This window comes from Chryseobacterium sp. WG23, from assembly GCF_024586575.1.
In the GTDB taxonomy this organism is placed as follows: Bacteria; Bacteroidota; Bacteroidia; order Flavobacteriales; family Weeksellaceae; genus Chryseobacterium.
On the sequence record NZ_JALCZE010000008.1, the window covers coordinates 116091 to 143054 of the forward strand.

Here is a 26964-nt window from a genome sequence, read left to right on the forward strand (position 1 = left end):
ATCCAAAGGTCTCTGACCTGGATATTTTCAAAGTAACAGAAAAAAGGACTGCTAAACTAGCGTGAAAAGTACCAAATAAAAAATTCCGTATTTCTACGGAATGAGGCTATAATTTGTCAAGCGAATAAATATTGTTTATAATGGCGTAAATCACTATGCCCACTGTATTTTTAGCTCCAATTTTCTCCAGGATCCGCTGTCTGTGACTCTCTACCGTTCTTGGGCTGATGAAGAGCTTTTCTCCGATTTCATTATTTGTAAATTCCTGACAAATAAGTTTTACAACGTCTTTTTCTCTTTCAGACAGCTCATCTTCTGTTTCAAAAAGCGAGTTTTTCTTTGCCGAGCTGTTCATATAAGTGAATAACATCTGATGGTCTTCAGCGGTAAAGAACACTCCATTTTTATTGACCATGGTAATGGCTTCAATAAATATTTTTTTATTGGAGTTTTTGGGAAGAAATGCAGAAACTCCCAACTTCACCATATATCCCAGAATAGAGGTCTTATAGTGGGAAGAAAGAATGATAATTTTAAGGTCAGGATATTTTTCTTTAAGAATCTCTACCAGTTCAAAACCATTCATCGGTTTCATCTGAACATCTACCAGGGCAATATCAGGAAATTCATTTTCAGAAATATTTTCCAATTGCTCAATAAAATCGGGGCCATTATCTGCGGTAAGGCATACCGATATATTTTTTTCATTGGACAGCAGCATCTTTACTCCTTCCAGGATCAGCTGTTCATCATCTATCAGGGCTATCTTGATTTGGGAACTCATTATGTTTGGGAATTTTAATAATTATACGGCTTCCTTTATTTAAGAAAGTACTTTTCCATTTATAAGTGGCATTCATTGACTTGATTCTGGATTCGATATTCTTAATACCCATTCCTTTTTTCACCTGATCGTAATCAAAACCCTGGCCGTTATCTGAAATCACAACTGCCATATGATGAGGATAATCTTTAATATAGATCCAAAGATCCGTAGCATCAGAATGTTTGATTACATTGGTTGTAAATTCCTGAATAATTCTGTACAACTGTACTTCCACAAAAAGATCTTTCTTTTTGTATCCGGGCATTACCTGCAGGGAAATATTGATTTTATGGGAAAGATTGGCAATCAATTCTTCCACATACAGCACCAGTCCTACAGATTCCAGGTTAACAGGATATAATGAATGCGAAATACTTCTGGCTGCGTCAATCAGGGCAGACATCTGACTGTAGATATTTTTTTTAATAATTTCATCTCCCTGGGTGTCGAGATTGTTCAGCCATAAAGAAAGAATGTTAAGTCTGTTTCCTATATCATCATGAATGGTTACCGCTATTCTTTTTCTTTCTTCTTCCTGAACCTTAATATTTTCCAGTGCCAGCTTTTTCTGATGAAGGACTTCTGCTTCATGCTGTACATTTTTTTCTTTTATAATCCTGCTGATAAAAGACCTGTAGGCAAGCAAAATAAAAGCTACTATAACTGTTATGGTAACAATTATAAGGATTAACAGGTTAATATTTAGGCTTACTTCTTTAATTTGATGAAGGTATATAAAAATGAACAGTACAAAATCCCGGACAGGATATTGTTGACACTAAAAATAATATAATAATCGTCCTCAGACAGGTTAGCGATCTGATGCTGCACGATAAAAATAAATACCGAAACCGAGTAATAGAAAAAAATACTGGCATCTGTTAAAAGAAAACGGTTTTTTGCAGAAGTATCTTTAATTTCCCGAATCAATGTAAATCCAGAAAGACAGATGATCATAATATTAGAAACTACTTTAGCTATATCTGCATTGACAGGGTAATTAAACCCATATTTTGAAATCATAAATCCGGCAGCCACTACTGCAACGAGAGCCAGGAAATTCTTGGGTAGCTCCAGCTTCCTGATAAATAACACCGACAGTAAAAAAAACTCCCCGGCTATATAAAGAGGATAAAGAAATGATGTATCGTTGAGATTAAAAACATAAGGCAGGACAAGATTCAGCAGCTCAATAAAGAAAAGAAAAGCAATACAGTGAAAATAGTGCTTTTCTTTATTATGTAATATGCGGTATTTTCCTGCTCCCAGCAATATCACTGATAGAAGAAGACCATAGTTCAGGAATAAAATCGCCTTATAAAAATCCGCCATTCCTCAGTTATAATTATAGTGCATCCGGTATACGGCAAATTGGCGGGCAAGGTTTTGCCCAATCGTATGTATTGGCTTCAGTTATTGCACTGCTTCCTGTATTACTGCTTTCCAGATTTTCAAGAAAAGAAATAAAAACAAGCGTTACTAACATTCTTCCATAAATATCACTGTATCTTAATCCGAATGAGCATACTATTCTGGTTAAATTTTTATCTGAAAGGCATAAATCTTCTGTAGGAACATAAAACTTAGTAAAGATTCTCGTTCCCTTGTATGCTGTACATTCCTGATAAAACCAATCCATTCCTTCATTTCTCCATCTTTCAATAGCTTCTATGGCCTTATCCTGCTCAAGGACCGGTTTACTGGAAATCGGGAAAGACATATCTGCATTCTTATCAATATTCTGAAGGTCTTTAGAAAGAAGAGCATTTTTAACAACCGTATACTGCTGTATTTCCTGCAGTTTTAAATCATATGCCAGCGGGCAAAGAAGGCTGCATGGATATTCTTCCATACTTCTTCTCAATCCGTTTTCATCCATAGGATATAAAATAATGATCAGATTTTTATTGTAAACACCTACCCCAGCACAGAATTCCGGATATTCACTATTTCCTCTCATCCAATCCAGATGTCCTTTGTTTATTTCGAAAATATAATTGGCGGGAATTAATTTCTTCAGCTCAGGAAAATTGGAAAGAAGTAAACTCCACTGGTCCATAGCTGTTTTGCATTCCTCTTTAGAGAGCATGAAGTCTTCGCTGTTTAATGTTGTCATAATCATAGTTTTTAAGTTGTATAAAAATATACAAACTACACATGCTATGCAAGTAAGAATTTTAATTAATAATTTCTCACTGTAATATGATAACAACGCTGTTGCTTCTCTTTGATGTAATAAATTCTACCAGCATTAGCATAATACTTTAAAACTTTCTCTAGTGCCAGTTCCATTTTTGGATTGTATTTGAGTACATTATTGAATCTTATGTAGGAGATATCAAAAGAATTTCCATAATTGTGGGAACTTATCCCCAGTGAAGCATTAGAATTAACTCTTCTTAACCTGTTTTGATCTTCAAGTGTCCGGGTAATGGAGGAAACGGTGAATGTTCCACCCTTTGTATCTTTGCTAAACTTTGTACCCATTTTTTCTAATGTCGCCTTTGCTTTAGATACCATCCAGGGTCTGCTGTAATCAAGCTTCTGAACATGATATCCTTTCCCGGATTTTTTTATTTTATGGAACTTTCCGTTATTAACGTATTTCTGTACTGTTTTAGAATCTTTCAGCAGCTGTATTTTAAAGCTTTTGGAAGCATCAATATGAGGCTTATAAAGAGCAGTGGGTTCGATATTCATAACCTTGATCCCTTTAAATTCACGCATTGCACTTTTGGCCACCTGCGCATAATGCAGATTATAAATAAAAGGTACAAAGACCACACAAAGAAACTTTTTCATTAACTCCTCTTTTTAAATTTACTGAATGAAAGATAAAATGTTTATGTTATATCATTCATTCCAATGATAGTACTATATAAATAAATCCCAAACAAACTTCAAACCAAATTATTGAATTTATAATTTTTGTTCTCTTATTTTTGAAATATTTTTTCAGTTTTAACTTTTTACTTTAAGATATAAATTTTACATTTGAGATACATTTTAAAAATAAACAATATGATAAAAAAACTTTTTGCTGAATTTTTCGGCACATTTTGGCTTGTTTTCGGTGGTTGTGGAAGCGCAGTTTTTGCCGCCGGAGTTCCCTATATTGGTATAGGACTTTTAGGGGTGGCTTTAGCCTTTGGTCTTACTGTTCTTACAATGGCTTATGCGGTAGGTCATATTTCCGGAGGGCATTTCAACCCTGCAGTTTCTTTCGGACTTTTAGCAGGAGGAAGATTTTCTGCCAAGGATCTGATCCCTTATATCGTAGCACAGTGTTTAGGAGCACTTGTAGCAGCTGGATGTTTATATACCATCCTTAACGGTGCCGGAGCGGTAGATTTTTCAAAACCGGGTGATTTTGCCACCAATTTCTATGGCGAGGCAGTGTACAACGGAAAGGCATTCAGTATGGGCGCAGCATTCCTTGCTGAATTTTTATTAACAGCCTTTTTCCTTATCATCATCATGGGAGCAACGGATAAATGGGCAAACGGTAAATTTGCAGGTCTTGCTATTGGTCTTGCGCTTACGCTGATCCATTTAATCTCTATTCCAATCACCAATACGTCAGTAAACCCTGCAAGATCTCTTTCGCAGGCAGTTTTCACAGGTGGTCTCGCTATGTCACAGCTTTGGCTGTTCTGGGTAGCACCTATCCTTGGAGGAATTGTAGGTGGATTAATCTACAAATTCTTACTTCAGAGAGATACTGCAGAAATAGCAGATTAATGAGGTTCTCAATTCATAACAAAATAGAAAAACCTGCCGGCTGGCAGGTTTTTCTATTTTATCTTTTTAATATCAAAAGGGTTTTTAAAAATAAGTTCTTCATGTTTTCCTTTGATTTCCATTTTACGCTGAAGAAGATTGAGTGCCATTTTCCTGATAAAAAGATCTTTATCATTCAAGCTCCAGTAAGAATCTTCATGAAGCTTTTTAGGAGGCCGGATTAGATAAAATTCTGTTTCCCATGTATCTGCATTATGATAAAATTCAATAATTCCGCAGTGTTCGGGAATAAGATGAGTATCTACCATTCCCATAGGCAGCAGGAAACTGAAAGTATTGCAGATATAATCTCCACAGGAAATTTTATCATGCTTCAGAAACTTTTCGCCGGTTTCTTTATTGATATATGATTTTTTGAAATCATTTTTAAAGTCACTTTTAGAAAGTTTGATTTCAATTTCATGGCTACACCCTTCTGCATCAACAATCAGAATATCTGCTTCCCAGTCTGCCTGAAAATAATTAGTCAGAACAAGCTCTTTTTCAAAATCACAGTGAGAGTGAATATAGGCATGTACAAGTTCTTCTATTTTGATCATGGTTTTTATAATATGAAATGTACAAAGTATGATGTATAATGTATTGACGTGAACAGACTGAGAGAGTAGAGATAAGAGACTTAGAGATTAGAAACTTTAGGCTGTTGAGAAATGTATAATCTTAAGGCTTCAATCTCTGGCCCTCGAATTGCGGATCTATATAGCTTTCAACTTTCAACTTACCAGTAAGCTACAGCCTCTGATATCAGAGTGGTCTATTCTTCCCAGTACCTGGAATTTATCACCGTTTATTTTCCCCAAATCCTGTGTTGCAATGAAAGAACAGGAATGGGTATTGGCAAGGTCTATGATGTTAATAGCCCCTGTTCTTCCTTCTTTTTCATAAGACAACGGGTCTTCTGCATTCCTGACCATAATCTTCATCCAGTTTGGACATTGATATTCATTATTTCCAAGAGAGTATGCTTGTGAAAGCAGTTCCGTCATCGAATATTCAGAGTATATTTTTTGGGTATTAAAGCCTTCCTGCAAAATTTGCAAAAGTTCATCTTTTGTCATTTCTTCTTTTCGCCCTTTCATTCCTCCGGTTTCTATAACGACTAAATTTTCAAGAAAACGTAGAGACTTATTACCTGTATTGGATTGACAATGATCCAAAAAATCCAGCAAGGCAAAAGAAACTCCAAAAAGGATAACTTTTTGATCTTTCAATTGGCTTAAAAGGTCAAAAAGGTCTGAATGGTTATAAAGAAAATATCCGTTTTCCGGTTTTCCCGATTTTTTCATCAGGTAATCCACCATATAAATTAATGATGAATTTTGTTTTTCCAGATAGCTTGGAAGTAACCCCAGAAAAATAAAATCTTCGGGCTTACCTATAAACTGCTCAAAACTTTTATAAATACTTTCTTCATATAAATTCTGATCGGCAATGAAATGTTTCGACAGATTCATCTGGGTAGTCCCTGAGCTCTGAAAATATAAATCTGTAGAGGCATTCTTATCCAGAATCTGATGGTTCTTGAACATTTCTATAGGCAGAAAAGGGATGCTCAATACGCTGTCTACCTCATCAGGATTCACTTTTAAAAAATTGACGAACTTTCTATATATCTCAACATTTTCATACTGATAACGAAATGTTTTCAATGATGCTTCCGCAAAATCCTGTTCTGTCTGTATGTCGAATATATTTTTCAATTTATAAATCTTTTTTAGCCCTTCCATCCCTTCAATACAATGAATTTCAAGAAAGAATATTTTTTATTTAATAATTTTTACTGTAAAATTAAACTTTGGTAAAATTCTTGCAATCACTTATTCGGAATATGGATTAAAAACAAGAATGCGCTTAGGTTCATTCGAAAATTGTCTCTTTTAGAGGCAATTTTTTTTGTTTATTTATCAAAAACCTTAAGTTCAAAATCTTTTTCAAAAACTCCATATGTAAAATAAGAGATCCAGTCACCAAGGTTGATATATTGTGAGCGCTGTTCCAGATCCAATACCATAGGAAGATGACGATGCCCATAAATGAAATAGTCTATCTTCTCTGTCTTCAGCTTTTCTTTGGAATAGATGATCAAAAATTCTTTGTCTTCTCCTAAAAATGCTTTGTCCTCTTCTCCGGAAATCATTTTATTTTTTTGAGAAAGATATAAGGCCATTTTCATGGCAATATCGGGATGCAACCACTTGAAAAACCATTGTGCCACCGGATTTGTGAATAACTTTTTCATTCTCTTATATCCTTTGTCTCCCGGTCCCAGACCATCTCCATGAGCTAACAGAAACTGTTTTCCGCCCATTTCAAAATATTGCTTCTGATAAAAAACGGTACATCCTATTTCCTCCTCCAGATAATCTTTCATCCAAAGATCATGGTTTCCCACAAAAAAATAAATATGGATTCCCTGGTCTTTCAGTTCAGCAATTTTACCAAGAACACGCACATATCCTTTGGGAACAACATGTTTCCACTCATGCCAGAAGTCAAAAAGATCTCCCATTAAAAATAAAACCTGAGCATCTTCTTTGATCTCATTCATCCAACGTATAAATTTCTCCTCACGTATCCTGCTCTCCTTAGGAGTTGGAGCTCCAAAATGCTGATCTGAAGCAAAATATACCTTTTTTCCAGGTTCTAAATTAATTGTTGTTTTTAACACCGTCTGAACTTTATTGGAAATGAATTATTAATTATCTTCTGCAAACCATTCTCCATAAGAGTTTTCAGTCTCATGAAGTTTAAGATAAGCCAGAGAAATTCCTTCAGGAAGTTTAGATTTCACTTTTGCAGCAATAGCATACAACATATTTTCACAGGTCGGCTGGAAACTGCAGTAGATTACTTTATGTCCTTTCTGTTCAAGATCATCTCCTAGTTCTTTGTGAGGAGATAATGCATTCACCAGAACAGAATGGTCCCAAACATCTACAATTTCAGATTTTACGATACTTTTGATATCTCCAAAATCCACCACCATCCCATTCTTAGGGTTTTCTATATCATTAATAGGTCTTCCCTTTACCGTTACAAACAGTTTATAGGAATGCCCGTGCATATTTTTACACTTCCCATCGTAGTTGTACAGTACGTGAGCTGTTTCGAAGGTAAAAATTTTTGTTATACGTATCATGGTGCAAAGATATGACAAAACAGCTAAACACAGAAAAGACTGTTTCTATTACAGCTATTAAACTCATCTTTTAATCAATTTTTAAGGTTAGATTATTATCCCCGGATCCATTTACATTGATGGCATTGTAAGGAATAGTCAGCCATCCGTTTTTGTTCATTACGAATTTAAAACCATAAGTTTTTCCTTTTTCAAACTGAGATTTGGGTACTGCAACCTCGAACACATTATTCTTTTTAAGAACCAGCTGATAAGATGTATTCTCACTATTCCAGTCATTAAATGAGCCTGCTACTGAAATAGTCTTGATAAACTCAGTACTTAGATTTTCAGGATATCGATAAGAAAAAATTACTTTGTCGTTTTCTGTTCTGTATCCATACACTTCTTTTTTAAGATCCGGATGTACAAAAGGTTCAGCTATTGTCATTTCTTCTGCCAATGTATAGGGATTCATAAGGCGTTTATCCATAATTCCGGCAATATGATTGATCATTTGGTACATCACTGGAAACCCTTTATTTCCATTATACATAACGGCAACAGCCATATCGTTATCCGGAAAGATACTATAAGCATTTACGTTTCCCCCCGAAAAGCCATATGACTTTGTATTATTGTTATCTGTAATCTCCCAACCATACGCAAAATCAAATCCATTATTTTTATAGTGAAAGGGCTGCCACATCATTTTTTTTGTCTCCGGTTTCAGAAAATCATTTTTGCTAAGATGAATACCCCATTGTAAAAAAGCAGGGAGTGTAATCGCCAACCCATTTGAAGAATGTGCTCTCACACCGTCAATAGCAGTAACCTTTTCGTATTGTTTTGTTGTTGTATTATAATTATACTTTACAATTCTGTTAGGAATTTTCTCAACAGGATTGGATGAAAATACCAATTGGTTTTCAGCATCCTGAAATTGATTCTCAAGGACATAATCTTCATAGGTCTTCCCTGTTATTTTTTCAATAATCATGGTAATCAGAAGATAGTTTGTCTGGTTGTATCTATATTCATTTCCGGTTTCAAATTCCATTTTTTCCTTTGATAACCGGGCAATAACTTCAGCATTTGTTGCATTTACTGAAATATCACTAAAATCAACCCAATTGGGAAGGCCGGAAGAATGGGTCAACAGGTTTTTTACCTGTACGTTTTGCCACTCATTGGGCAAGTTGGCCACATATTTTGACACTCTATCCTCCAGGGATAATTTCCCCTCTTCAATAAGCTTAAAAAGAGCCACATTTGATATCAGTTTCGTAGTAGAATAGATCCTGAACATAGAATTGGAATTCACCTTTTTACTGGTTTCCAAATTTTCCCTGCCATAATACTGCTGAAAGGTTATTGTATTGTTCTTTACAATTCCAACAGCCATTCCGGGAATTTCATTGATTTGGATAACTTTTTTTATATAGCTGTCGATTGCTTTTGACTGTTCTGCTGTTTGGCTGTACCCCAAAAAAGAAAAATTTAAAAAGAGTGCTGCTAAAATGGATTGTTTCATTATATGTTAATCTGTCGATATTTCTTTATTATAGACAATTGACAGCTTTATTACATTACATAATTTCATGAAATTAATTGATCCGTTTCATACCCTAATTCTGCCAAATAATCCAGTCCGTTTTGTTTTTCCATTGCATTAGTTCCTGTCCAGCCTTTTTTTTGTCCCTGCAGGATAAGTTGTCGTATATACCCGGGCTCATTAAAGTTAACCTCATCTTCAGAGGAAGTTATTTTATTGATTAGTATAATTCCTGATTGTAAGGGCTGTCCCATAAAATAATCATCAGAAGTCAGAAATTCAATGATTAAAGGGGTCTTTTTCTGTCCGCTTAAAAATATTCTCACCGTTAAAGTATTGGTTTCCGTACCTGCATGATATGTATCTGTAACAGAATACAAATACTCCCTATTGTTGATATGTATTTTTCTTAATTTCCTTTTCATATCAACTTGTTTCCGCAATATTTTTTAATCCCTGAAGAACCGGATTTTCTTTACCTTGTAGCTCTTCCTGTACAGCATCGGGTCTGTTATCCTCCTGTATAATTTCAAGTTTTGTTTTTCCGCCAAGATCCGTCAGAATGTATTTCATGATAAAATAATTCTCAGGCTTATCTTCAAGGCCCGGTCTGGGGGCAAACAGGTTATAACTTAAACTGTCCGTCGGAATAAATGTCAAAACGGTTCCCCACTGTTTAAAAACGTTTCCTTCCCACTCTGCTATAAACTCTATAGCACTTCCTACGATCCAGTCTGTAAGCAGATTGCTTCCGTATTGCCATTGTTTTACGAATTCAGGTTGTGTTAAAGTATCCCAAACTTTCTGTTTTGGTGCATTAATCACTATTGTTGAAATATTTGTTGCCATGCTAACTGGTTTTCAGAATGATTATATAGTATTTTTTGTTTTATCTGGAGTCGTTTACTGTATGTTATTATTTAAAATTTTTCCAGCCAGTTACTTTCCAGTCTTTTAATTTTTTTTGTTTCAGGATCAAATAAAACCCAAAGCGTGCTTGAATCCACCAAAAGCTTGTCATTACAGTAAAACTCAACTTTTCTTGGCTGCTTAGCTCCTTCAGGAGACAGAGGATAGGTCTTTACGGTGATCATATCATTCAGATAGGCCTGCTTTTTATATTGAATATGGTGATCCAGGAGCATCCAGGCATCATTTTCATATTCTGTTTTATGTTTTAAAAGATCCCAGTGTTCAGCAGCTATTTCTTCCACCCAATGTACATACTGAACATTATTAACATGATTGTTCTGATCAATATGCTCTTCCGTTACTTTTATTTTTTTCTGATATACTAAACCCATTTCTGAAATTTACTCAAAATTATAATAAAAAATAAAATAGAGCCGCTCCTTCTGTTATAAAATGGCAATAAAAAAACAGAACCGGATATTGACCGGTTCTGTTTTAGAGTATTTAATCTATTGAGGTGATTATTTAGATTTTGCTGCAGGCTTAGAGGTTGTTGCTGAACCTCCTAATTTAGCTTTTACACTGTCCGTAATATCTTCGCTTCCATCTGTGTAGATAAGGTTATTATTCCCTTGTGAAGCTGTATCAAACACCATGTTCAGGCTTTTTTCTTTTGCCACTGCTGCAATAGCTCCCCGCACTTTCTGCTGTAATGGAACCAACAATTCATTTTGTTTTGCTGAAATTTCCTTACCGGCTTGCGTTCTTGCTGTTTCTACTTTTTTGCCTAGAGCATCTAATTCCGTCTGTGCTGCCATCAGTTCTTTAGTCACTGATTCTTTATTAGCTTCAGTCAATGTTTTTTCTTTATCTTGAGCTGCTTTCAGCTTAGCTTGATAGTCACCGATTAACTTTTCAACCTCAGCTTGTTTGGTTTTCGTCAGGTTATCAATCGTTGCACTTATTGTTTTCACCTCCGGTAAGCTTGAAAAAACTTCATCCGTGTTTACGCTACCTATTTTTTGCTGAGCATGTACAGTATTTGCGCTAAGTACTAATCCTGCTGTAATAAAAAGGGCTTTAATTAAATTCATTTTGTTTAAAAAATTGTTTTTTCCGACTTCAAATATAATCCAATTTTTTAATTATCTGTTATCAAATTTAAATAGGTAAAAACATTCTTAACTAAAGAAATTCTTCTTTAATTTAAACAATGATTATATTTCGCTTAATTTTTTCTGAAGTTCTAAAGCACTGGGAAAAGCAGTTCCATTATAACGGTCAAGATTGGCAGAAATAGTTTTCCAGCCACTCAGAAACAGACTCATAGAGTGCACCCAATTGACAACTGCATCATTCCACATTCCAAAATCCGGAAGAGAGTTTTGTAAACTTATAAATTCTTCAAGACCCTCATTATGGAGACGCAGACTTTCAAGACAGGCTTCTTCTAATGTCATTTTGTATTCATTCTGGATAACTTTTACCATATTATAGTAAATACATCCGGTAGCTTCATCCTTCCGGAGTGATTGTATTTCATTAAAATAAACTGTCATTTGACATATTAATGCCTGAAGACGCTGAATAACAGGATGCTCATGAACCTCCGGAGGCAATACAATCCCAGCTTCCACTTCTATAAGCTGCATAAAAGGATATAAACAAACTGATTTTTCTCTCAGAGCAATACATTCGGATATTGTTGGAAACTGTTCGTTCTTTTTATATTTTAATTCTGCTTCCAATCCTGAAAAATACCTGTCAACCATTTGACTAAGCCGGAAAACAGATGTTTCCGGAACGAACTGCAACAGTTCCTGTCTCAATGAAGCTAACATCCCGCCCAAAGGTATAGTTGAAGCAGAAACTTCCATTTCACCATTCAATATAGCAGTTGATTGAGTTCGCACATCTCCAAGATATTCAGCCTCAATTTGTTCATAGAGATCATCATTATAAAATGCCCAAAGCATCAGCTTACCCATAGGTTTAAGGCGTTCAAAGGATGCTATGGAAAAAAAACAGGCTGTAATATGAGCTGTTTTAGTCTTTTTATACTTTTTACGTAATTCAGGATTATTTTTATAAATCCACAAATATTCTCCATCAATCCATTGTTCATCAGTAATTTCCTGCAGATAATCTGCCTGGGGATTTTTTAATACAGGAAAGGGATACGTAAAATTTTTGTAAAGGAATTTAACGGTGTCAAAGTTTTCGTTATTCATGATTATATACTTTAATACTTATTTTAATTTTAATAGTTCTTTTATTGATTAAAAAAACATATCTTATTAAATATCAAAAAGATACAGTCATGAATATTGCATACTAATTTACATATTAATTTATATCGACCTATAAAAATTTAATTTTTAAGCTTAATAACCTATAATCTATTGAACTAAAATCATTTAACATCCATATTTTTTAATAATTCAAACAATTTCATGTAAAATAAAGGCAGTTTAAGTAACCAAAATAACTTTTAATGGGTAGTTTTTTTTAAATTTTGTGACAATTCTACCACCAAAAAAAACCTTCCCGGAAACGAGAAGGTTTAGTATCAAAAAATATGGAAAAAATGACTAATGAAACTGAGCCGTTTCTGTAGAATCTTTCATGGCTACGGTAGCTGAAGAACCGTTTGTAACAACATTCTGTACTTCATCAAAATAGCCTGTTCCTACAAAAGACTGGTGTTTCACTGCTCTGAATCCTTTTTGCTGCAGTGCAAACTCACGCTCCTGAAGTTCTGAATATCCGGCCATCCCTCTTTCTTTATAGGCTAAGGCCAATTCAAACATTGCTGTGTTCAGGGCATGGAATCCTGCCAATGTGATAAACTGGAATTTATAGCCCAGTTTTGCCAATTCTTCACGGAAAGTAGACATCTCCTCCACGCTTAGCTTGGCTGCCCAGTTGAATGAAGGCGAACAGTTGTAAGCCAGCATCTTTCCAGGGAATTTTGCGTGAATTCCTTCGGCAAATCTTCTTGCCTGTTCCAAATCTGGATTTGAAGTTTCCATCCAGATTAAATCTGCATAAGGAGCATAGGATAATCCTCTGTCTATCCCTTGTTCTACTCCATTTTTCACCACATAAAATCCTTCGGAAGTTCTTTCTCCTGTGACGAATTTTTTATCTCTGTCGTCAATATCTGATGTTAATAAATCAGCTGCATCAGCATCTGTTCTTGCAATGATAAGGCTTGGAACTCCTAAGACATCTGCCGCAAGACGTGCAGCAATCAGCTTATTAACAGCTTCTTGTGTAGGAACCAATACTTTTCCTCCTAAGTGTCCGCATTTTTTAGCTGAAGAAAGCTGGTCTTCAAAATGAACCCCGGCAGCTCCTGCTTCAATCATCTGCTTCATCAGTTCAAAAGCATTTAGGTTTCCTCCAAAACCTGCTTCAGCATCCGCAATGATAGGAACAAGATATTCTTTATCTCCGTTTCCACTTACAGACTGCACCTGATCTGCTCTTAATAAAGCATTATTAATTTTCTTCACTACAGCAGGCACTGAATTGGCAGGGTACAAAGACTGATCCGGATACATCTCTCCCGATAAGTTAGCATCTGCCGCTACCTGCCAGCCAGAAAGGTAAATCGCTTCCAGCCCGGCATCCACTTCCTGAACCGCCTGGTTACCTGTAAGCGCACCAAGGCCGGCTACATAATCCTGGCTATTTAATTTATCCCAGAATTTTTTAGACATTTCTGTCGCAATGGTGTAATCAATTTTATAAGAGCCTCTGAGTTTTAAAACTTCTTCAGCTGTATAAGGTCTTTTAACGCCGTTCCAGCGTGGATTTGTCAGCCAATCTTGCTCTATAGCCTGGATTTGTTCTTGTTTAGATTTCATAATATTTTGGATTTTGTTAATTTAGAGGTTAGGGATTAGTAGTCTGGCAGTAGGAGTGAGAGTATTGAGTATGGTTGTCAGTTGATAGTTGATAGTTGATAGTTGGTAAATTACATTCATTTAAACTTATCACTACAACTTTCAAACTCTCTCACTTCAAACTAAATAAAAGGATACGCTTTCAGGGTTAAAAATTCTTCAAAATTTTCTGAGAAGATCAATTCATTGAAAAGTTCTTTGGCTAGGTTAAATTTTCCGGTTTTGAAACGGTTTTCTCCTACATAGCTTTCAATATTCTCCATTTCTTCAGCTTCCCATTGCAGTACCATACTTCGGGTAAGCGTTCTGTCGCCACTTAAAACAGCTTCATTTTTCAGCCATTGCCAGATCTGAGTTCTGGAGATTTCTGCGGTGGCCGCATCTTCCATAAGATTGTATATCGCCGCAGCACCGGTTCCCATCAGCCAGCTTTCCAAATAAAGGATTCCTACATTGATATTTTTTCTGACTCCTTTTTCTGTTATTTCTCCTTTAGGAATTTCCAGCAGGTCTGTCTCTTTGATATGGTATTCGAATTTTTTATCGATCTGATTCTTTTCAGGCATATGCTGATCAAAAATTTCTTTTGCCACTGTCACCAGTGCTGGATGTGCTACCCAGGTTCCATCGTGTCCGTTCTTTACTTCACGTTCTTTATCGCTTCTTACCTTTTCAAAAGCAATTCTATTGGCTTCATCATCATCCTTTACCGGAATCTGAGCTGCCATTCCTCCAATAGCATGAACATTTCTTTTGTGGCATATTTCAATCACTCTTTTTGAGTAGGCACTCATAAAAGGAGAAGTCATTGTTACCTGATCTCTATCCGGAACAATAAACTCAGGAAGGTTTCTTAGTTTCTTGATATAGGAAAAAATATAATCCCATCTTCCGCAGTTCAGCCCTGCGCTGTGCTCTTTTAATTCATATAAGATTTCATCAATCTGGAAGGAAGCCGTAATGGTTTCAATCAGAACAGTTGCTTTAATTGTACCCTGGGGAATTTCCAGGTAATTCTGAGCAAATACAAAAACATCATTCCACCAGCGGGCTTCTTTATAATGTTCCAGTTTTGGAAGATAGAAGTAAGGACCACTTCCTTTTTCCAACAGGTTTTTTACATTTCTGAAAAAATAAATTCCAAAATCAGTCAGTGAGCCAGATGCTTCTTCTCCATTGATCTCCATATGTTTTTCAGGCAGATGCAAGCCACGGGGACGAACCAATAAAACAGCGGTTTTCTCATTAAGTTTATACGCTTTTCCATTTTCGTTGGTAAAATCAATTTTTCTGCTGACGGCATCAGAAAGGTTTTTTTGCCCTTCCATACAATTTTCCCATGTTGGCGAGGTACTGTCTTCAAAATCAGCCATAAATGTTGAAGCTCCGGAATTCAATGCATTGATGATCATTTTTCGGTCAACCGGGCCTGTAATCTCGACTCTTCTGTCCAGTAAATCCTCCGGTAATGATCCGCAGGTCCAGTTTCCGTTTCTGATTTCTTCTGTCTCTTTCAAAAATTGCGGAAGAGCACCTTTATCGAATTCCTGCTGAGTTTTTTTTCTCTCTTTTAAAAGCTCCAGCCTTTTATCGTTGAAATTCTGATGAAGTGCTGTCAGAAATTCCAGCAAATCCGGAGTTAAAATTTCTTCAAACTGTTTCTGAGCCTTTATTTTTAATTGAGCCTGCGTTTCCATAACTTGTTGATTTTGTGATTTGATATTACAAACATAAATAAAAATTTTCACAATCAGCGAACGTTCGCTAATTTATTTTAAAAACTATTATGCGAATAATCGCATTCAATTTTTTATATTTGGGTAATGAATCCAGAAAGTGACTTTATCAAAACAGTTTTCGGGCTAAAGCTGAAGCAGCAGAGACAAAAGAAAAATTGGTCTCTACAGGAACTTGCTGTAAAAACCGGATTATCAAAATCTTACCTCAACGAAATTGAAAATGGAAAGAAATATCCGAAACACGATAAAATCATCCAGCTTTCTGATGCTTTACACTGTACTTTTGATGATCTTGTATCCACAAAACTGGATAAAAGCTTAGCGCCATTCAATGAAATACTGCAATCTGATTTTTTCAAAGAAATTCCCCTGGACTTATTTGGGATCAATAAAAACAACCTTATCAGTATTATCAGTGATGCACCCAAAAAAGTAACAGCTTTTATTAATGCCCTGATTGAAATTTCCCAAAACTATAACCTTGGGAAAGAGAGATTTTATTTTGCGGTATTGCGGTCTTTTCAAGAGCTGTATGATAATTATTTTCCGGAAATAGAAGAAAAAGTCAGCTTATTTACTCAAGAAAATCAATTGTATATTGATAAAAACCTAAAATCTGAAGCGTTAGAAAATATCCTTGTGGAAAAATTCAGTTACCATATTCAGTCTGAAGATTTTGAAAAATATGGAACCCTGGATAATCTCCGGTCTTTATTTGTACCTGAGAAAAAATTATTGCTGCTCAACAAAAAACTTGAAAAGGATCAGAAGACGTTTATTCTTGCCAAAGAAATAGGGTTCAATGTACTGGACTTAAGGGTTCGTCCCACTACTTATTCATGGCTTGATTTCGGAAGTTTTGAAGAAATTCTTAATAATTTTTATGCCTCTTATTTTGCGGGAGCCTTATTAATACCAAAAGAACCTGCCATTGAAAAAACCTCAGATTTTTTTAAACAAAATAACTGGGAATATAAAAGTTTTGAAAATCTTATCAACGGCTTTACCAATTCACCGGAAACTTTCTATTACAGGTTAACCAATATCCTTTCTGCTGAAATGGGGATAAAGGATTTGTTTTATTTATGTCTGGTAAAGAAGAAAGATTCCGATAAAATACAGATTTTAAAAGAGCTGCATCTCAATCACCAGCAAGCGCCCCATGCCAATGCTATGAATGAGCATTACTGCAGAAGATGGATCGCTGTGAAAAACCTGCACCATTTAAAGGAAAATGAAACGTTGACAGATGCTCAAATCTCCCATTATAAAGACCAGGGAATAAGTTATCTGGTTATCTCAACGTCTCAAAAAAATCCATTTTCTGACGGCAGCAACAGAAGTTACTGCCTCGGTATTTTACTGAATCCCCAGACCATAAAAAAAATAAGCTTTATAAAATCTCCGTCTTTAAAAACCATTAACGTTGGGGTTACCTGTGAGTCCTGCAGTATTCCGGATTGTGAAGTAAGACAGACTCCTCCCGTCCGGCTGGAAAAAGAGCACTTTAATCTCAGTATGAAAAATGCTATTGAGAAGATCAGGAAAGAGTTTTAGGGTCAGAGAGTTGGAGGATGTGAGAGTCTGGATTATGAAAGTTTAAGAGGGTGCATAGTTTAAAAACAGCTATTTATTTACTGACAACAAACAATTTCCTAACTTAGCTAAAAACACGCCAATGATGCTTGATTTATTTTTCCCTAACCGATGCATCCACTGCAGCAGGATTATAGAACCTGATCTTTTGGTCTGCGACTTATGTTTCAGCCAAATTCATTTCACCCATAATGATTATTTGGGAAATAATCCTGTCAAAGAAAAATGCAGGCTGCTCTTCCCTGTTGAGAACACTTATGCTTTGATACAGTTTGAGGAAGAAGGGTTAAGCAGAAAAATTATCCATGAACTCAAATACAGAAGCCGGGAAAAAACAGGAAAAATTCTGGCAGAATGGACGATAGAACGTCTGGATTTTGAAAACACAAAACCTGACCTGATGGTAAGTGTTCCATTACATCCAAAGAAATTACGGGAAAGAGGTTACAATCAGCTGCATCTATTCACAGAAACATTATCTGAGTTTTACAACATACCATTTGAGCATAACCTGATTAAAAGAAATCATTATTCAAAAGCCCAGGCATTGAAGGATAAGAAACACCGCTTGGAATCTGTCAATACATTTTCACTCACTCAACCAGTAACGGGAAAACACATTTTACTTATTGATGATGTTTTTACAACAGGAAACACCGTTTCATCCATTGCATGGGAAATTTTAAAGGCTGGTGATAATAAGGTAAGTGTGCTGGTGATGGCGGTAGATGTTTAATAGCCACAAGTTCACAGATTAAAAGCTTTAAGGTGAAGTTCTAAAATCTTTCAAACTTCTTTCGTCCTCAAATTCTTTTTCTTAATTTTCCGGAAAACTACAACATCATGCCTCATCTTATTTTACTGCACGGCGCTTTAGGCCACAGTGATCTTTTTCACCCTTACTTAGAGCAGTTATCACGGCATTTTACTGTTCATACTCCTTTATTTTCGGGACACGGAAGTACTGCGCTTTCAACAGAAGGTATCAGTATTGAAAAATATACCCAGGAATTAAAAGAATATTGCATTAGCAACAGTCTGGCAGATGTACATCTTTTCGGACACAGCATGGGAGGTTATATTGCGCTTTGTTATGCTATGGAAACACCTGAGAATATAAACTCCATCATCACGCTGGGTACAAAATTTGACTGGACTGAAGAACAGGCTTTAAAAGAAAGTAAAATGCTGGATCCTGAAGTTATTCTTACTAAAGTCCCGCAGTACGCCCAGCTTTTAGAAGCTCAACATGGTCCTGGATGGCAAAAGTTACTTCCTGCAATTGCTGATTTAATGATTAACTTAGGAAAAAATCCACCATTAAAAGATAATTTTGCCGGGATTAATATCCCTGTCCAGGTTATGGTAGGAGACAGAGACAATATGGTAACCATTGAAGAGAGTACCCATGTTTACAGAAGTCTTCCGAATGCAAAACTGGCCGTACTTCCGGATACAAAACACCCGATGGATAAAGTACGACCAACCTTGTTATTGAATAATATAAAAGATTTCTGGAATCTTTCTTAAGTTATCTTTGAAGTTTTTCTCCGTAGCTTAAATCTCCGGCATCTCCGAGCCCTGGGGTAATATACCCTTTTGAAGTTAAGTTTTCGTCAATGGCTCCCACCCAGATCTGAGCGTCAGGGTAAGCATTCTGAACGGTTTCTACTCCTTGTCTTGATGCAATTGCTGCTACAATATGAAGCTGGGTAGGATTTCCGTTGGTCAGTAGATCTTTGATGGCCTCAATTAAAGAGGCACCTGTTGCTAACATGGGGTCTGCTACGATCAAAGGTCTTCCTTCAATACTCGGGCAAGTGAGATAATCCTGCTTAATAGAGAAATAATCATTAGCATCGTGTTTTCTGTAAGCTGCTACAAAACCACAGTCTGCTCTGTCTAAATAACTCAGAATTCCTTCAAACAATGGAACTCCTGCTCTCAGAATAGTGGTAATTACCGGCTGTACCGCAATTTCTCTGCTTTTTATTGTATCTAAAGGAGTCTGGATAACAACATCTCTGTATTCCAGCCCTTTGCTGATTTCAAAAGCTGCAATCTCTCCGATTCTTTCCATATTTCTTCGGAATCTCATCCGGTCATGCTGAACTTCCACGTTTCGAAGTTCATTAATCCATTCATTTACAAGAGAAAAATTTTGTGATAAAATACTAAGCATGAATATCTTAAGTTTATAAATTACAGTTAATCGACATTGAATTCCGCAAAATTACAATTAAAAAACGAATCTGCAGGGAGCGTCGAAATGAATACATATAGTTATAAAAAATCTGGTAAGAATATTTCCTTACCAGATTTTTATTTAAAAGTCATTTTATTTTTGTCTGAAATACACTTCAATAGGAACTCCGGTAAACCCGAATTCTTTTCTCAATTGGTTTTCAGCAAATCTTTTATATGGTTCTTTCACATATTGTGGAAGGTTACAGAAGAATACAAACTGTGGTGATGGCGTAGGAAGCTGAACACAGTATTTAATTTTAATATATTTTCCTTTATTGGCTGGTGGAGGCGTCTGCTCAAAAATAGGAAGCATCACCTCGTTCAGTTTTGAAGTTTTTATTTTTTTCTTACGGTCATTATAAACCTCCATTGCTACTTCTACCGCCTTTAAGATTCTTTGTTTCGTTAAGGCAGAAACGAATAAAATTGGAATATCCTGGAACTGTCCTATTCTATCTTTAATAGCTTTTTCGAAATCACGCATTGTATTGGTTTGCTTATCCTCTACCAAGTCCCATTTGTTTACCAGGATCACAATTCCTTTTCTGTTTTTCTGAGCCAGTCCGAAGATGTTCATATCCTGAGATTCCCATCCTTGTGTAGCATCTACCATAATGATTACTACATCAGAAAATTCAATAGAACGGATAGATCTCATTACGGAATAGAATTCCAAATCTTCATTTACCTTAGATTTCCTTCTCATACCGGCAGTATCTACCAATACAAACTCATGTCCGAACTTATTATATAAGGTCTGGATACTATCTCTTGTTGTTCCTGCAATATCAGTTACAATATTTCTTTCTACATCAAGTAAAGCATTAGTCATTGTAGACTTTCCTACGTTTGGACGACCTGCGATAGTGATTTTAGGCAGCCCTTCAAACGGATCTTTATATTCTGTGGTAGGGAAATCTTTAACGATATCATCTAACAGTTCTCCTGTTCCTGAACCTGTAGCAGAAGAAAGAGTATAATATTTATCAATTCCTAACTGATAGAATTCTGTCGCAGGAAGTTCTTCCTTAGAAGAATCTACTTTATTAATGACAATATAAATAGGTTTATTGGATCTTCTCAGTAAACGGAAAATCTCATAGTCTGTATCAGTAAGCCCTTCTTCCACGTTCATCATAAAGATAATGGAAGTGGCTTCATCTATTGCCAGCTGTACCTGCTTACGGATCTCCTCTTCAAAGATATCATCTGTACCTACATCATACCCTCCGGTATCAATTACAGTGAAGTCTACTCCATTCCAGTCAGATTTTCCGTAATGACGGTCTCTGGTTACACCGGCTGTAGAATCTACAATAGCTTCTCTTCTCTCTAGTAAACGGTTAAAAAGCGTGGATTTTCCTACGTTGGGACGCCCAACGATTGCGACAATATTCGACATAAAAAATGTTTAATAATCCTTTGCTATGCTCGGGACAAGTTATTAATGGGTTACTCTAACTTTTAGAGCCCAATTTTTTGCAAAGATAAGATTTTATTATTTAGTATTAAAAACATCCCTTATTTCGAAAATTCTTCGCAAAAATAATCATTTGGATATCAGCCAGTAAACCCATAAGACAGGTGAAAGTCTTATATTATCTCCTTATTTCATTTTTATATTTAAAATAAATTCTATAATTTCGCAGCATCAAAACAGACCTATAGTGTAACGGTAGCACTCCGGTTTTTGGTACCGTCAGTCGGGGTTCGAATCCCTGTGGGTCTACAAACCATCTTTTTTAAGGATGGTTTTTGTTTTTTATGCATTTTTCAACATTGGCAACAAAGGGATCAAAACCATCTGTCACGTAATCGACAACAATATAGTATTCCCTGAAAGGATGTTTTATTTTTTAAAGTAATTGAAACAAGTCTGTTTATAAATTCTTTTTTTTCCATCAGTATATTTTATTTCTTAATAGTATCTTTTTTATGATACTAACAGTCTCCAAATATATTTAAAAAACAAAAAAGACAGCATCACTGCTGTCTTTATCATATGATAGATGATCTGTTAATCCAAATCAAACCGATCCAGATTCATCACTTTCGTCCATGCAGCTACAAAATCATTGATAAATTTACCTTGCGCATCAGCACTTGCATACACTTCAGCTACAGCTCTCAATTCAGAATTGGATCCGAATACAAGATCGGCACGGGTAGCCGTCCATTTTGGCTGACCTGTTGAGCGGTCGGTTCCTATATATAATTCTTTATCTTCTGACATGGCTTTCCATTGTGTTCCCATATCTAAAAGATTTACAAAGAAATCATTGGTAAGAACTCCGGGACGGGTGGTAAATACCCCATGTTTTGAACCGTCAAAATTCGTATCTAAGGCGCGCATTCCTCCTATTAAAGCAGTAAGTTCAGGAGCGGTAAGCGTTAACAACTGTGCTTTGTCTATTAATAAAGACTCTGTAGAAACTGAGAATTTTCTTTTCAGGTAATTACGGAATCCGTCAGCAACAGGCTCCAGGTATCCCATAGATTCTACATCCGTTTGTTCCTGAGAAGCATCCATTCTACCGGGTGCAAATGCTACTTTAACATCATGTCCTGCATTTCTCGCGGCCTTTTCTACAGCGGCTGTTCCTGCCAGAACAATGATATCTGCAAGTGAAATTTTCTTACCTCCATTTTGAGAATTGAATTCATTCTGAATTCCTTCCAAAATCCCTAATACTTTCTGTAATTGTGTTGGATTATTGACTTCCCAATGTTTCTGAGGTTCCAATCTTATTCTTGCTCCGTTGGCACCACCTCGCTTATCACTTCCTCTGAAAGTAGATGCAGAAGCCCAGGCTGTAGATACCAGTTCGGAAATAGTCAATCCGGAATCTAAAATTTTAGTTTTAAGATTTTCAATATCTGTAGCGTCTGCCAGTTCATGATTCACTGCCGGAATAGGATCCTGCCAGATTAATTCTTCCTGAGGAACATCCGGTCCTAAATAACGGGCACGAGGTCCCATATCCCTGTGGGTAAGTTTAAACCAAGCTCTTGAAAAGGCATCGGCAAAGGCATCAGGGTTTTCATAAAAATGTCTTGAAATTTTTTCGTAAATAGGATCCAGCCTCAATGAAAGGTCTGTCGTAAGCATTGTTGGTCTATGCTTTTTAGTGGGATCAAATGCATCAGGAATAATTTCAGCACCATCCTTCGCTACCCATTGATGAGCTCCGGCAGGGCTTTTCGTCAGTTCCCATTCATTTTCAAACAGGTTTTTAAAGAAATAATTGCTCCATTCAGTCGGAGTTTCTGTCCAGGTTACTTCAAGACCACTGGAAATAGCATCCTTTCCACTTCCTGATTTGTAGCTGCTCTCCCATCCTAATCCCTGTAATTCTATTCCGGCTCCTTCAGGTTCTTTGCCTACATGATCTGCAGGACCAGCCCCATGAGTTTTTCCAAAGGTATGACCTCCGGCAATCAGGGCAACAGTTTCTTCATCATTCATTGCCATACGTCCAAAAGTATCGCGGATATCTTTAGCAGCAGCAATAGGATCAGGATTTCCGTCCGGACCTTCAGGGTTTACATAGATTAATCCCATTTGTACGGCTGCCAAAGGTTTTTCAAGATTCCTGGAATGGATATCACCATCTGCATCATCATCGGTAGGAAGAACGGCTGCATGTCCCTCCACGACTCCTTCCGAACCATGGGCATAACGCACATCTCCGCCTAGCCATGTTTTTTCTGACCCCCAATATACATCCATATCCGGTTCCCAGACATCTTCACGGCCACCAGCAAATCCAAATGTTTTGAATCCCATAGATTCCAGCGCTATATTACCGGTAAGAATTAAAAGGTCTGCCCAGGAAATATTTCTTCCATATTTTTGTTTGATTGGCCATAACAGCCTTCTTGCTTTATCTAAACTAACATTATCAGGCCAGCTGTTCAAAGGCGCAAAACGTTGTTGTCCCGCTCCTGCTCCACCTCTACCATCTCCTACACGGTACGTTCCGGCACTGTGCCAAGCCATACGGATAAACAAAGGTCCATAGTGCCCGAAATCGGCCGGCCACCAATCCTGAGAATCTGTCATCAATGCATGAAGATCTCTTTTTACGGCTTCAAGGTCAAGGTTTTTAAATGCTTCAGCATAATCAAAGTCTTTATCCATAGGATTAGACAGTGATGAATGCTGGCGCAGCATATCTACTCTAAGCTGATCAGGCCACCATTCCAGGTTTTGGGTTCCTCCACCTGCTACATTCTTTTTCATAGTCCCATTATGAAACGGGCATTTACTGATGTCATTCGAATCTTTTTCCATTGTCGTTTATTTATTTTTTATGTTGATTAATACAGTTTAAGTAACATTTTGTTGTAAGAACATGACAAACTTACAACGCTTATTTAATAAATACAATCTATTAATAATTATTTCAATGATAGTTAAAAACTATAAAGAAACATTTCCGACAGCATGCAAACTAAAGACATAATTGTGGTATTAAGTTAGTGAAAATTCATATGAATGTGGATAAAAAACATCAGCACCCCACTCAATTTAGAATTGATCAACGTAATATTTTTTGGACAAGAAAGGCAGAAGAATACCGATACTAAGAAGTTTTAGCCTATCAAAAGGACTTCACCTCCTTTACATAAATTATTGAAAAAGTATAGCTTATCTAAAATCCATGCTATTATTTCTCTTCTCCAGCTTCCCATAAAAATATTTCAGCCTCAACTTAGCATAAAAAATAATTTAACTACCTTTAACCTAATAAGAAACATGAACATCTATGAAAAAAGTATTAGTTGTCATTCTTGTGGCATTTATTATGATCCAGTTTTTTCCTATTGACAAAACCAATCCTGCTCCAACACCGGGTATGGATTTCCTGAAAATTAAAAATACCCCGGACCCTATTGCCAAAATTATACGTACGTCTTGTTATGACTGCCACTCCAATGAAACCAAATATCCATGGTATTCTAATATTTCACCAGCCTCATGGGTGGTAAAAAATCATATAAATGAAGGCAGAAAACATCTTAATTTTTCTACCTTTGCAGTGTACGAATCTAAAAGACAGCTTCATAAGATTGAAGAATGTTTAGAAATGATAGAAAAAAAGGAAATGCCTCTTGAGTCTTATTATTTGGGACATCAGAATGCAAAACTGACGGATGAACAGCGTACAGCACTTTCTCAATATTTTAAAAAAGTAAAAGAGGATACCGAAAGAAATATCATGTTTAATAAATAGAAATCATGAAAGACTGGAAAAATAAATATATTGTATTTTTTGACGGAGACTGTGGTGTCTGTAATTTCTGGGTACAATGGATTTTGGAGAGAGATAAAAAGGACCAATTTATGTTTGCTTCACTACAATCTGATTTCGGACAGCAGTTTTTATCTGAAAGAGGATTGGAAACAAAGGATTTCAATACCATGTATCTTTGGAAGCCGGAACAATATTATCTGATTAAATCAAGAGCAGTACTTAAAATTGCGGACCTGTTAGGTGGAATTTACAAGCTTTCAGCTATTGGAAAGCTATTGCCTGCATTTCTAAGTGATAAAGTTTATAATATAATTTCCAGAAACAGAATGAAACTGGCCAACCAGAAATGTTATCTGCCGGATCAACATCAGAAGAAAAAATTTATCCAGGTATAGTCCGCATCTTATCAGGATTTTTTCTCCTCAGGAAAACATTTCTCTTTCCTGCCAGAGCAGCAGCATATAAAAAGTCATTCCATAAAAACCTAATCGATTTGATCGTAAAATACATGATTAAGGTTCTTAAAGAATGACTAGTATTTAAATTAATCGCTTTTAGACTTATTGATTCAGTGACCAAACTGAATAGCTATTCGGAGCACATTGAATTTTCACCCATTTATCTCCCTGAGTTGTAGGATACCAGCCTGAACTTCCTGTAAAATCTTTGATCTGCTGGCTGGCCCAATTGGTCTCAATCCATCTTTCCTGCCAGCTTGACGAAGCATTGATATAAACTACAAGCCCCGGATTTCCGTTATAGCCATTACGTCTTGCAATATATTCATCATTATCTGTATATAAAATGGAAGTGGTTCCGGTAGCTTTATTATTATGAATCCAGATTAAATTATTCAATCTCTCTTTGTTCAGCCATTCTTCATAATCTCTGTAAAAAATAGTTGGATAGCCTTCGTGAGTTAAGATATAAGCGTATGCCGCCATTTTATTGCTAATAATATCGGTATCATGATTGGCAACAAAAGTGACTGCTTTATAGGGATTTCTCTTCCACATCATATCATCATTTAAAACATTCAGATTACCATTATCAAAGGCTTCATCCATTTTATAATAAGCTGCAAAATCAAATACGGAACTGTTTGCATTATTTGCCCACCATTCCAGTGTATTGACATTGGAGTCCCACAATTCACCAACGGAAAATCCACCCACCTTAGAATTCCAGGTATTCACTACCCAGGGTCCGAACCCTTTTACATAATCAAACCTCCAGCCATCGAATTTCATCACATTTTTATAATATTTTCCTACAGAATCATCCCTTCCCCATAACCAATCCTGTACATGAGGATTCGCATGACACAAGTCCGGAAATCCACCGAAAGAACCTTCATCATTATTTCCGTAAGCATTTTTATAAAAATCCTCATAGCTTCTTTGAAATTTCCCGGAAGCGACTCCTGAGAAGTTGGTCCAGGTATTCGTTCCGGTATAAGGATTCGCTTCAGACTGCCCGCCGCTGTTGTGATTGATTACAATATCAGCAAATACCTGCATATTTTCGCTGTGTGCTTTAGTAATTAATGCTTCCAGCTCAGTTCTCGATCCAAATCGGGTCTCTGTAGTCCCGTTTTGATTAAAATTTCCAAAATCATAATAATCTGTGGGGTCGTATCCCATTGAAAGGGGGCCGTTTTGAGCTTTGGAAGCCGGAGGAAGCCATACAGCTCCAATCCCTGCATTGGACCATGCCGTCAATTTATCTTTAACGGTATTCCACCAGTTACCCCCTTCTGGAACATCCCAATAAAATCCCTGCATTAAAACTCCCCCACCGGGACCAGCTACAAACTTGCCCTGTAAAGACCCGGACCCTCCTCCCGTACTGAAGGGTCTTCCGTCATGGTGAGTGACATTTACAATTTTGTCATGTACTTCCTGCTCTTGTGAAGACTTATTACCAATATCATCATTGCTCTCACAAGAAGTGGCTAATGCTAAAGCCCATACAGAAAGAAGAAAATATGTTTTTTTCATT

Annotated in this window: 27 protein-coding genes and 1 tRNA gene; 7 read left to right on the forward strand and 21 right to left on the reverse strand. The window is 36.4% G+C overall.

Annotated elements, in window-relative coordinates:
* Positions 1 to 106: 106 nt before the first annotated feature.
* The 5 genes from MP477_RS13595 to MP477_RS13615 form a co-directional block, all read right to left on the reverse strand.
* Positions 107 to 784, reverse strand: coding sequence for a response regulator (locus MP477_RS13595; RefSeq protein ID WP_257190834.1), 678 nt, complete (start codon positions 782 to 784; stop codon positions 107 to 109).
* The gene (locus MP477_RS13600; RefSeq protein ID WP_257190835.1) at positions 750 to 1472 is read right to left on the reverse strand and encodes a sensor histidine kinase; all 723 of its coding nucleotides are present in this window, start codon (positions 1470 to 1472) and stop codon (positions 750 to 752) included. The genes MP477_RS13595 and MP477_RS13600 overlap by 35 nt, the downstream gene beginning before the upstream one ends.
* A gap of 62 nt (positions 1473 to 1534) precedes the next feature.
* Positions 1535 to 2158, reverse strand: coding sequence for a hypothetical protein (locus MP477_RS13605; RefSeq protein WP_257190836.1), 624 nt, complete (start codon positions 2156 to 2158; stop codon positions 1535 to 1537).
* 13 nt (positions 2159 to 2171) lie between these two features.
* Entirely contained in the window at positions 2172 to 2942 is a 771-nt protein-coding gene (locus tag MP477_RS13610; protein WP_257190837.1) for a hypothetical protein, read from the reverse strand.
* A gap of 65 nt (positions 2943 to 3007) precedes the next feature.
* Positions 3008 to 3628: a DUF5715 family protein gene (locus MP477_RS13615; protein ID WP_230040678.1), complete on the reverse strand. Its 621-nt coding sequence runs from the start codon at positions 3626 to 3628 to the stop codon at positions 3008 to 3010.
* 222 nt (positions 3629 to 3850) lie between these two features.
* Between MP477_RS13615 and aqpZ the strand changes: the two genes are divergently transcribed.
* Positions 3851 to 4567 carry an aquaporin Z gene (gene aqpZ / locus MP477_RS13620; RefSeq protein ID WP_257190952.1) on the forward strand — a complete coding sequence of 239 codons (717 nt, stop codon included), beginning with the start codon at positions 3851 to 3853 and terminating at the stop codon, positions 4565 to 4567.
* 53 nt (positions 4568 to 4620) lie between these two features.
* On the opposite strand, the gene MP477_RS13625 is transcribed toward aqpZ, so the two are convergent.
* The 12 genes from MP477_RS13625 to aceB all read right to left on the reverse strand — a co-directional run bounded on the left by MP477_RS13625 (position 4621) and on the right by aceB (position 15820).
* Entirely contained in the window at positions 4621 to 5166 is a 546-nt protein-coding gene (locus tag MP477_RS13625) for a hypothetical protein (protein ID WP_257190838.1), read from the reverse strand.
* 174 nt (positions 5167 to 5340) lie between these two features.
* On the reverse strand, positions 5341 to 6327 hold the full coding sequence (locus tag MP477_RS13630; RefSeq protein ID WP_257190839.1) for an acyl transferase: 987 nt from the start codon (positions 6325 to 6327) through the stop codon (positions 5341 to 5343).
* A 197-nt stretch (positions 6328 to 6524) separates the two neighbouring features.
* On the reverse strand, positions 6525 to 7295 hold the full coding sequence (locus MP477_RS13635) for a UDP-2,3-diacylglucosamine diphosphatase (RefSeq protein ID WP_257190840.1): 771 nt from the start codon (positions 7293 to 7295) through the stop codon (positions 6525 to 6527).
* 27 nt (positions 7296 to 7322) lie between these two features.
* The gene (locus MP477_RS13640; RefSeq protein ID WP_047488007.1) at positions 7323 to 7766 is read right to left on the reverse strand and encodes a 6-carboxytetrahydropterin synthase; all 444 of its coding nucleotides are present in this window, start codon (positions 7764 to 7766) and stop codon (positions 7323 to 7325) included.
* Positions 7767 to 7836: 70 nt separating this feature from the next.
* Positions 7837 to 9279 (reverse strand): serine hydrolase, encoded by a 1443-nt coding sequence (locus tag MP477_RS13645; protein ID WP_257190841.1) that lies wholly within the window; start codon positions 9277 to 9279, stop codon positions 7837 to 7839.
* A gap of 65 nt (positions 9280 to 9344) precedes the next feature.
* Positions 9345 to 9725, reverse strand: coding sequence for a hypothetical protein (locus MP477_RS13650; RefSeq protein ID WP_257190842.1), 381 nt, complete (start codon positions 9723 to 9725; stop codon positions 9345 to 9347).
* A 1-nt stretch (position 9726) separates the two neighbouring features.
* The gene (locus tag MP477_RS13655; protein WP_257190843.1) at positions 9727 to 10149 is read right to left on the reverse strand and encodes an SRPBCC domain-containing protein; all 423 of its coding nucleotides are present in this window, start codon (positions 10147 to 10149) and stop codon (positions 9727 to 9729) included.
* A 71-nt stretch (positions 10150 to 10220) separates the two neighbouring features.
* Positions 10221 to 10604, reverse strand: a complete 384-nt coding sequence (locus MP477_RS13660) for a thioesterase family protein (protein ID WP_257190844.1) — start codon at positions 10602 to 10604, stop codon at positions 10221 to 10223.
* Positions 10605 to 10733: 129 nt separating this feature from the next.
* Positions 10734 to 11306, reverse strand: a complete 573-nt coding sequence (locus MP477_RS13665) for an OmpH family outer membrane protein (RefSeq protein ID WP_257190845.1) — start codon at positions 11304 to 11306, stop codon at positions 10734 to 10736.
* Positions 11307 to 11429: 123 nt separating this feature from the next.
* Positions 11430 to 12443, reverse strand: coding sequence for a terpene synthase family protein (locus tag MP477_RS13670; protein WP_257190846.1), 1014 nt, complete (start codon positions 12441 to 12443; stop codon positions 11430 to 11432).
* 360 nt (positions 12444 to 12803) lie between these two features.
* A complete protein-coding gene (gene aceA / locus MP477_RS13675) occupies positions 12804 to 14084 on the reverse strand; it encodes an isocitrate lyase (protein WP_257190847.1) in 1281 nt (426 codons plus the stop codon).
* 161 nt (positions 14085 to 14245) lie between these two features.
* Positions 14246 to 15820 carry a malate synthase A gene (aceB, locus tag MP477_RS13680; RefSeq protein ID WP_257190848.1) on the reverse strand — a complete coding sequence of 525 codons (1575 nt, stop codon included), beginning with the start codon at positions 15818 to 15820 and terminating at the stop codon, positions 14246 to 14248.
* 126 nt (positions 15821 to 15946) lie between these two features.
* Here aceB and MP477_RS13685 point away from each other — a divergent pair, with 126 nt between their 5' ends.
* From MP477_RS13685 to MP477_RS13695, 3 genes are all read left to right on the forward strand, one after another.
* The gene (locus tag MP477_RS13685) at positions 15947 to 17419 is read left to right on the forward strand and encodes a helix-turn-helix domain-containing protein (protein ID WP_257190849.1); all 1473 of its coding nucleotides are present in this window, start codon (positions 15947 to 15949) and stop codon (positions 17417 to 17419) included.
* A 121-nt stretch (positions 17420 to 17540) separates the two neighbouring features.
* On the forward strand, positions 17541 to 18194 hold the full coding sequence (locus MP477_RS13690) for a ComF family protein (protein ID WP_257190850.1): 654 nt from the start codon (positions 17541 to 17543) through the stop codon (positions 18192 to 18194).
* A gap of 107 nt (positions 18195 to 18301) precedes the next feature.
* Complete coding sequence (locus MP477_RS13695; protein ID WP_257190851.1) at positions 18302 to 18988, forward strand: alpha/beta fold hydrolase; 687 nt, start codon at positions 18302 to 18304, stop codon at positions 18986 to 18988.
* 1 nt (position 18989) lies between these two features.
* Here MP477_RS13695 and upp read toward each other — a convergent pair whose 3' ends face one another.
* Positions 18990 to 19640, reverse strand: a complete 651-nt coding sequence (gene upp, locus MP477_RS13700; RefSeq protein WP_257190852.1) for a uracil phosphoribosyltransferase — start codon at positions 19638 to 19640, stop codon at positions 18990 to 18992.
* Positions 19641 to 19796: 156 nt separating this feature from the next.
* Positions 19797 to 21107 carry a ribosome biogenesis GTPase Der gene (gene der / locus MP477_RS13705; protein ID WP_230040716.1) on the reverse strand — a complete coding sequence of 437 codons (1311 nt, stop codon included), beginning with the start codon at positions 21105 to 21107 and terminating at the stop codon, positions 19797 to 19799.
* Between the two features lie 256 nt (positions 21108 to 21363).
* Here der and MP477_RS13710 point away from each other — a divergent pair.
* A tRNA-Gln gene (locus MP477_RS13710) sits at positions 21364 to 21434 on the forward strand.
* Positions 21435 to 21722: 288 nt separating this feature from the next.
* Here MP477_RS13710 and katG read toward each other — a convergent pair.
* Positions 21723 to 23999, reverse strand: coding sequence for a catalase/peroxidase HPI (gene katG, locus MP477_RS13715; protein WP_257190853.1), 2277 nt, complete (start codon positions 23997 to 23999; stop codon positions 21723 to 21725).
* 475 nt (positions 24000 to 24474) lie between these two features.
* Here katG and MP477_RS13720 point away from each other — a divergent pair, with 475 nt between their 5' ends.
* Both MP477_RS13720 and MP477_RS13725 read left to right on the forward strand, forming a co-directional pair.
* Positions 24475 to 24942 carry a heme-binding domain-containing protein gene (locus MP477_RS13720; protein ID WP_257190854.1) on the forward strand — a complete coding sequence of 156 codons (468 nt, stop codon included), beginning with the start codon at positions 24475 to 24477 and terminating at the stop codon, positions 24940 to 24942.
* Positions 24943 to 24947: 5 nt separating this feature from the next.
* On the forward strand, positions 24948 to 25358 hold the full coding sequence (locus tag MP477_RS13725) for a thiol-disulfide oxidoreductase DCC family protein (protein ID WP_230040720.1): 411 nt from the start codon (positions 24948 to 24950) through the stop codon (positions 25356 to 25358).
* 165 nt (positions 25359 to 25523) lie between these two features.
* Here MP477_RS13725 and MP477_RS13730 read toward each other — a convergent pair whose 3' ends face one another.
* Positions 25524 to 26963 (reverse strand): alpha-amylase, encoded by a 1440-nt coding sequence (locus tag MP477_RS13730; protein WP_257190855.1) that lies wholly within the window; start codon positions 26961 to 26963, stop codon positions 25524 to 25526.
* Position 26964 lies beyond the last annotated feature (1 nt).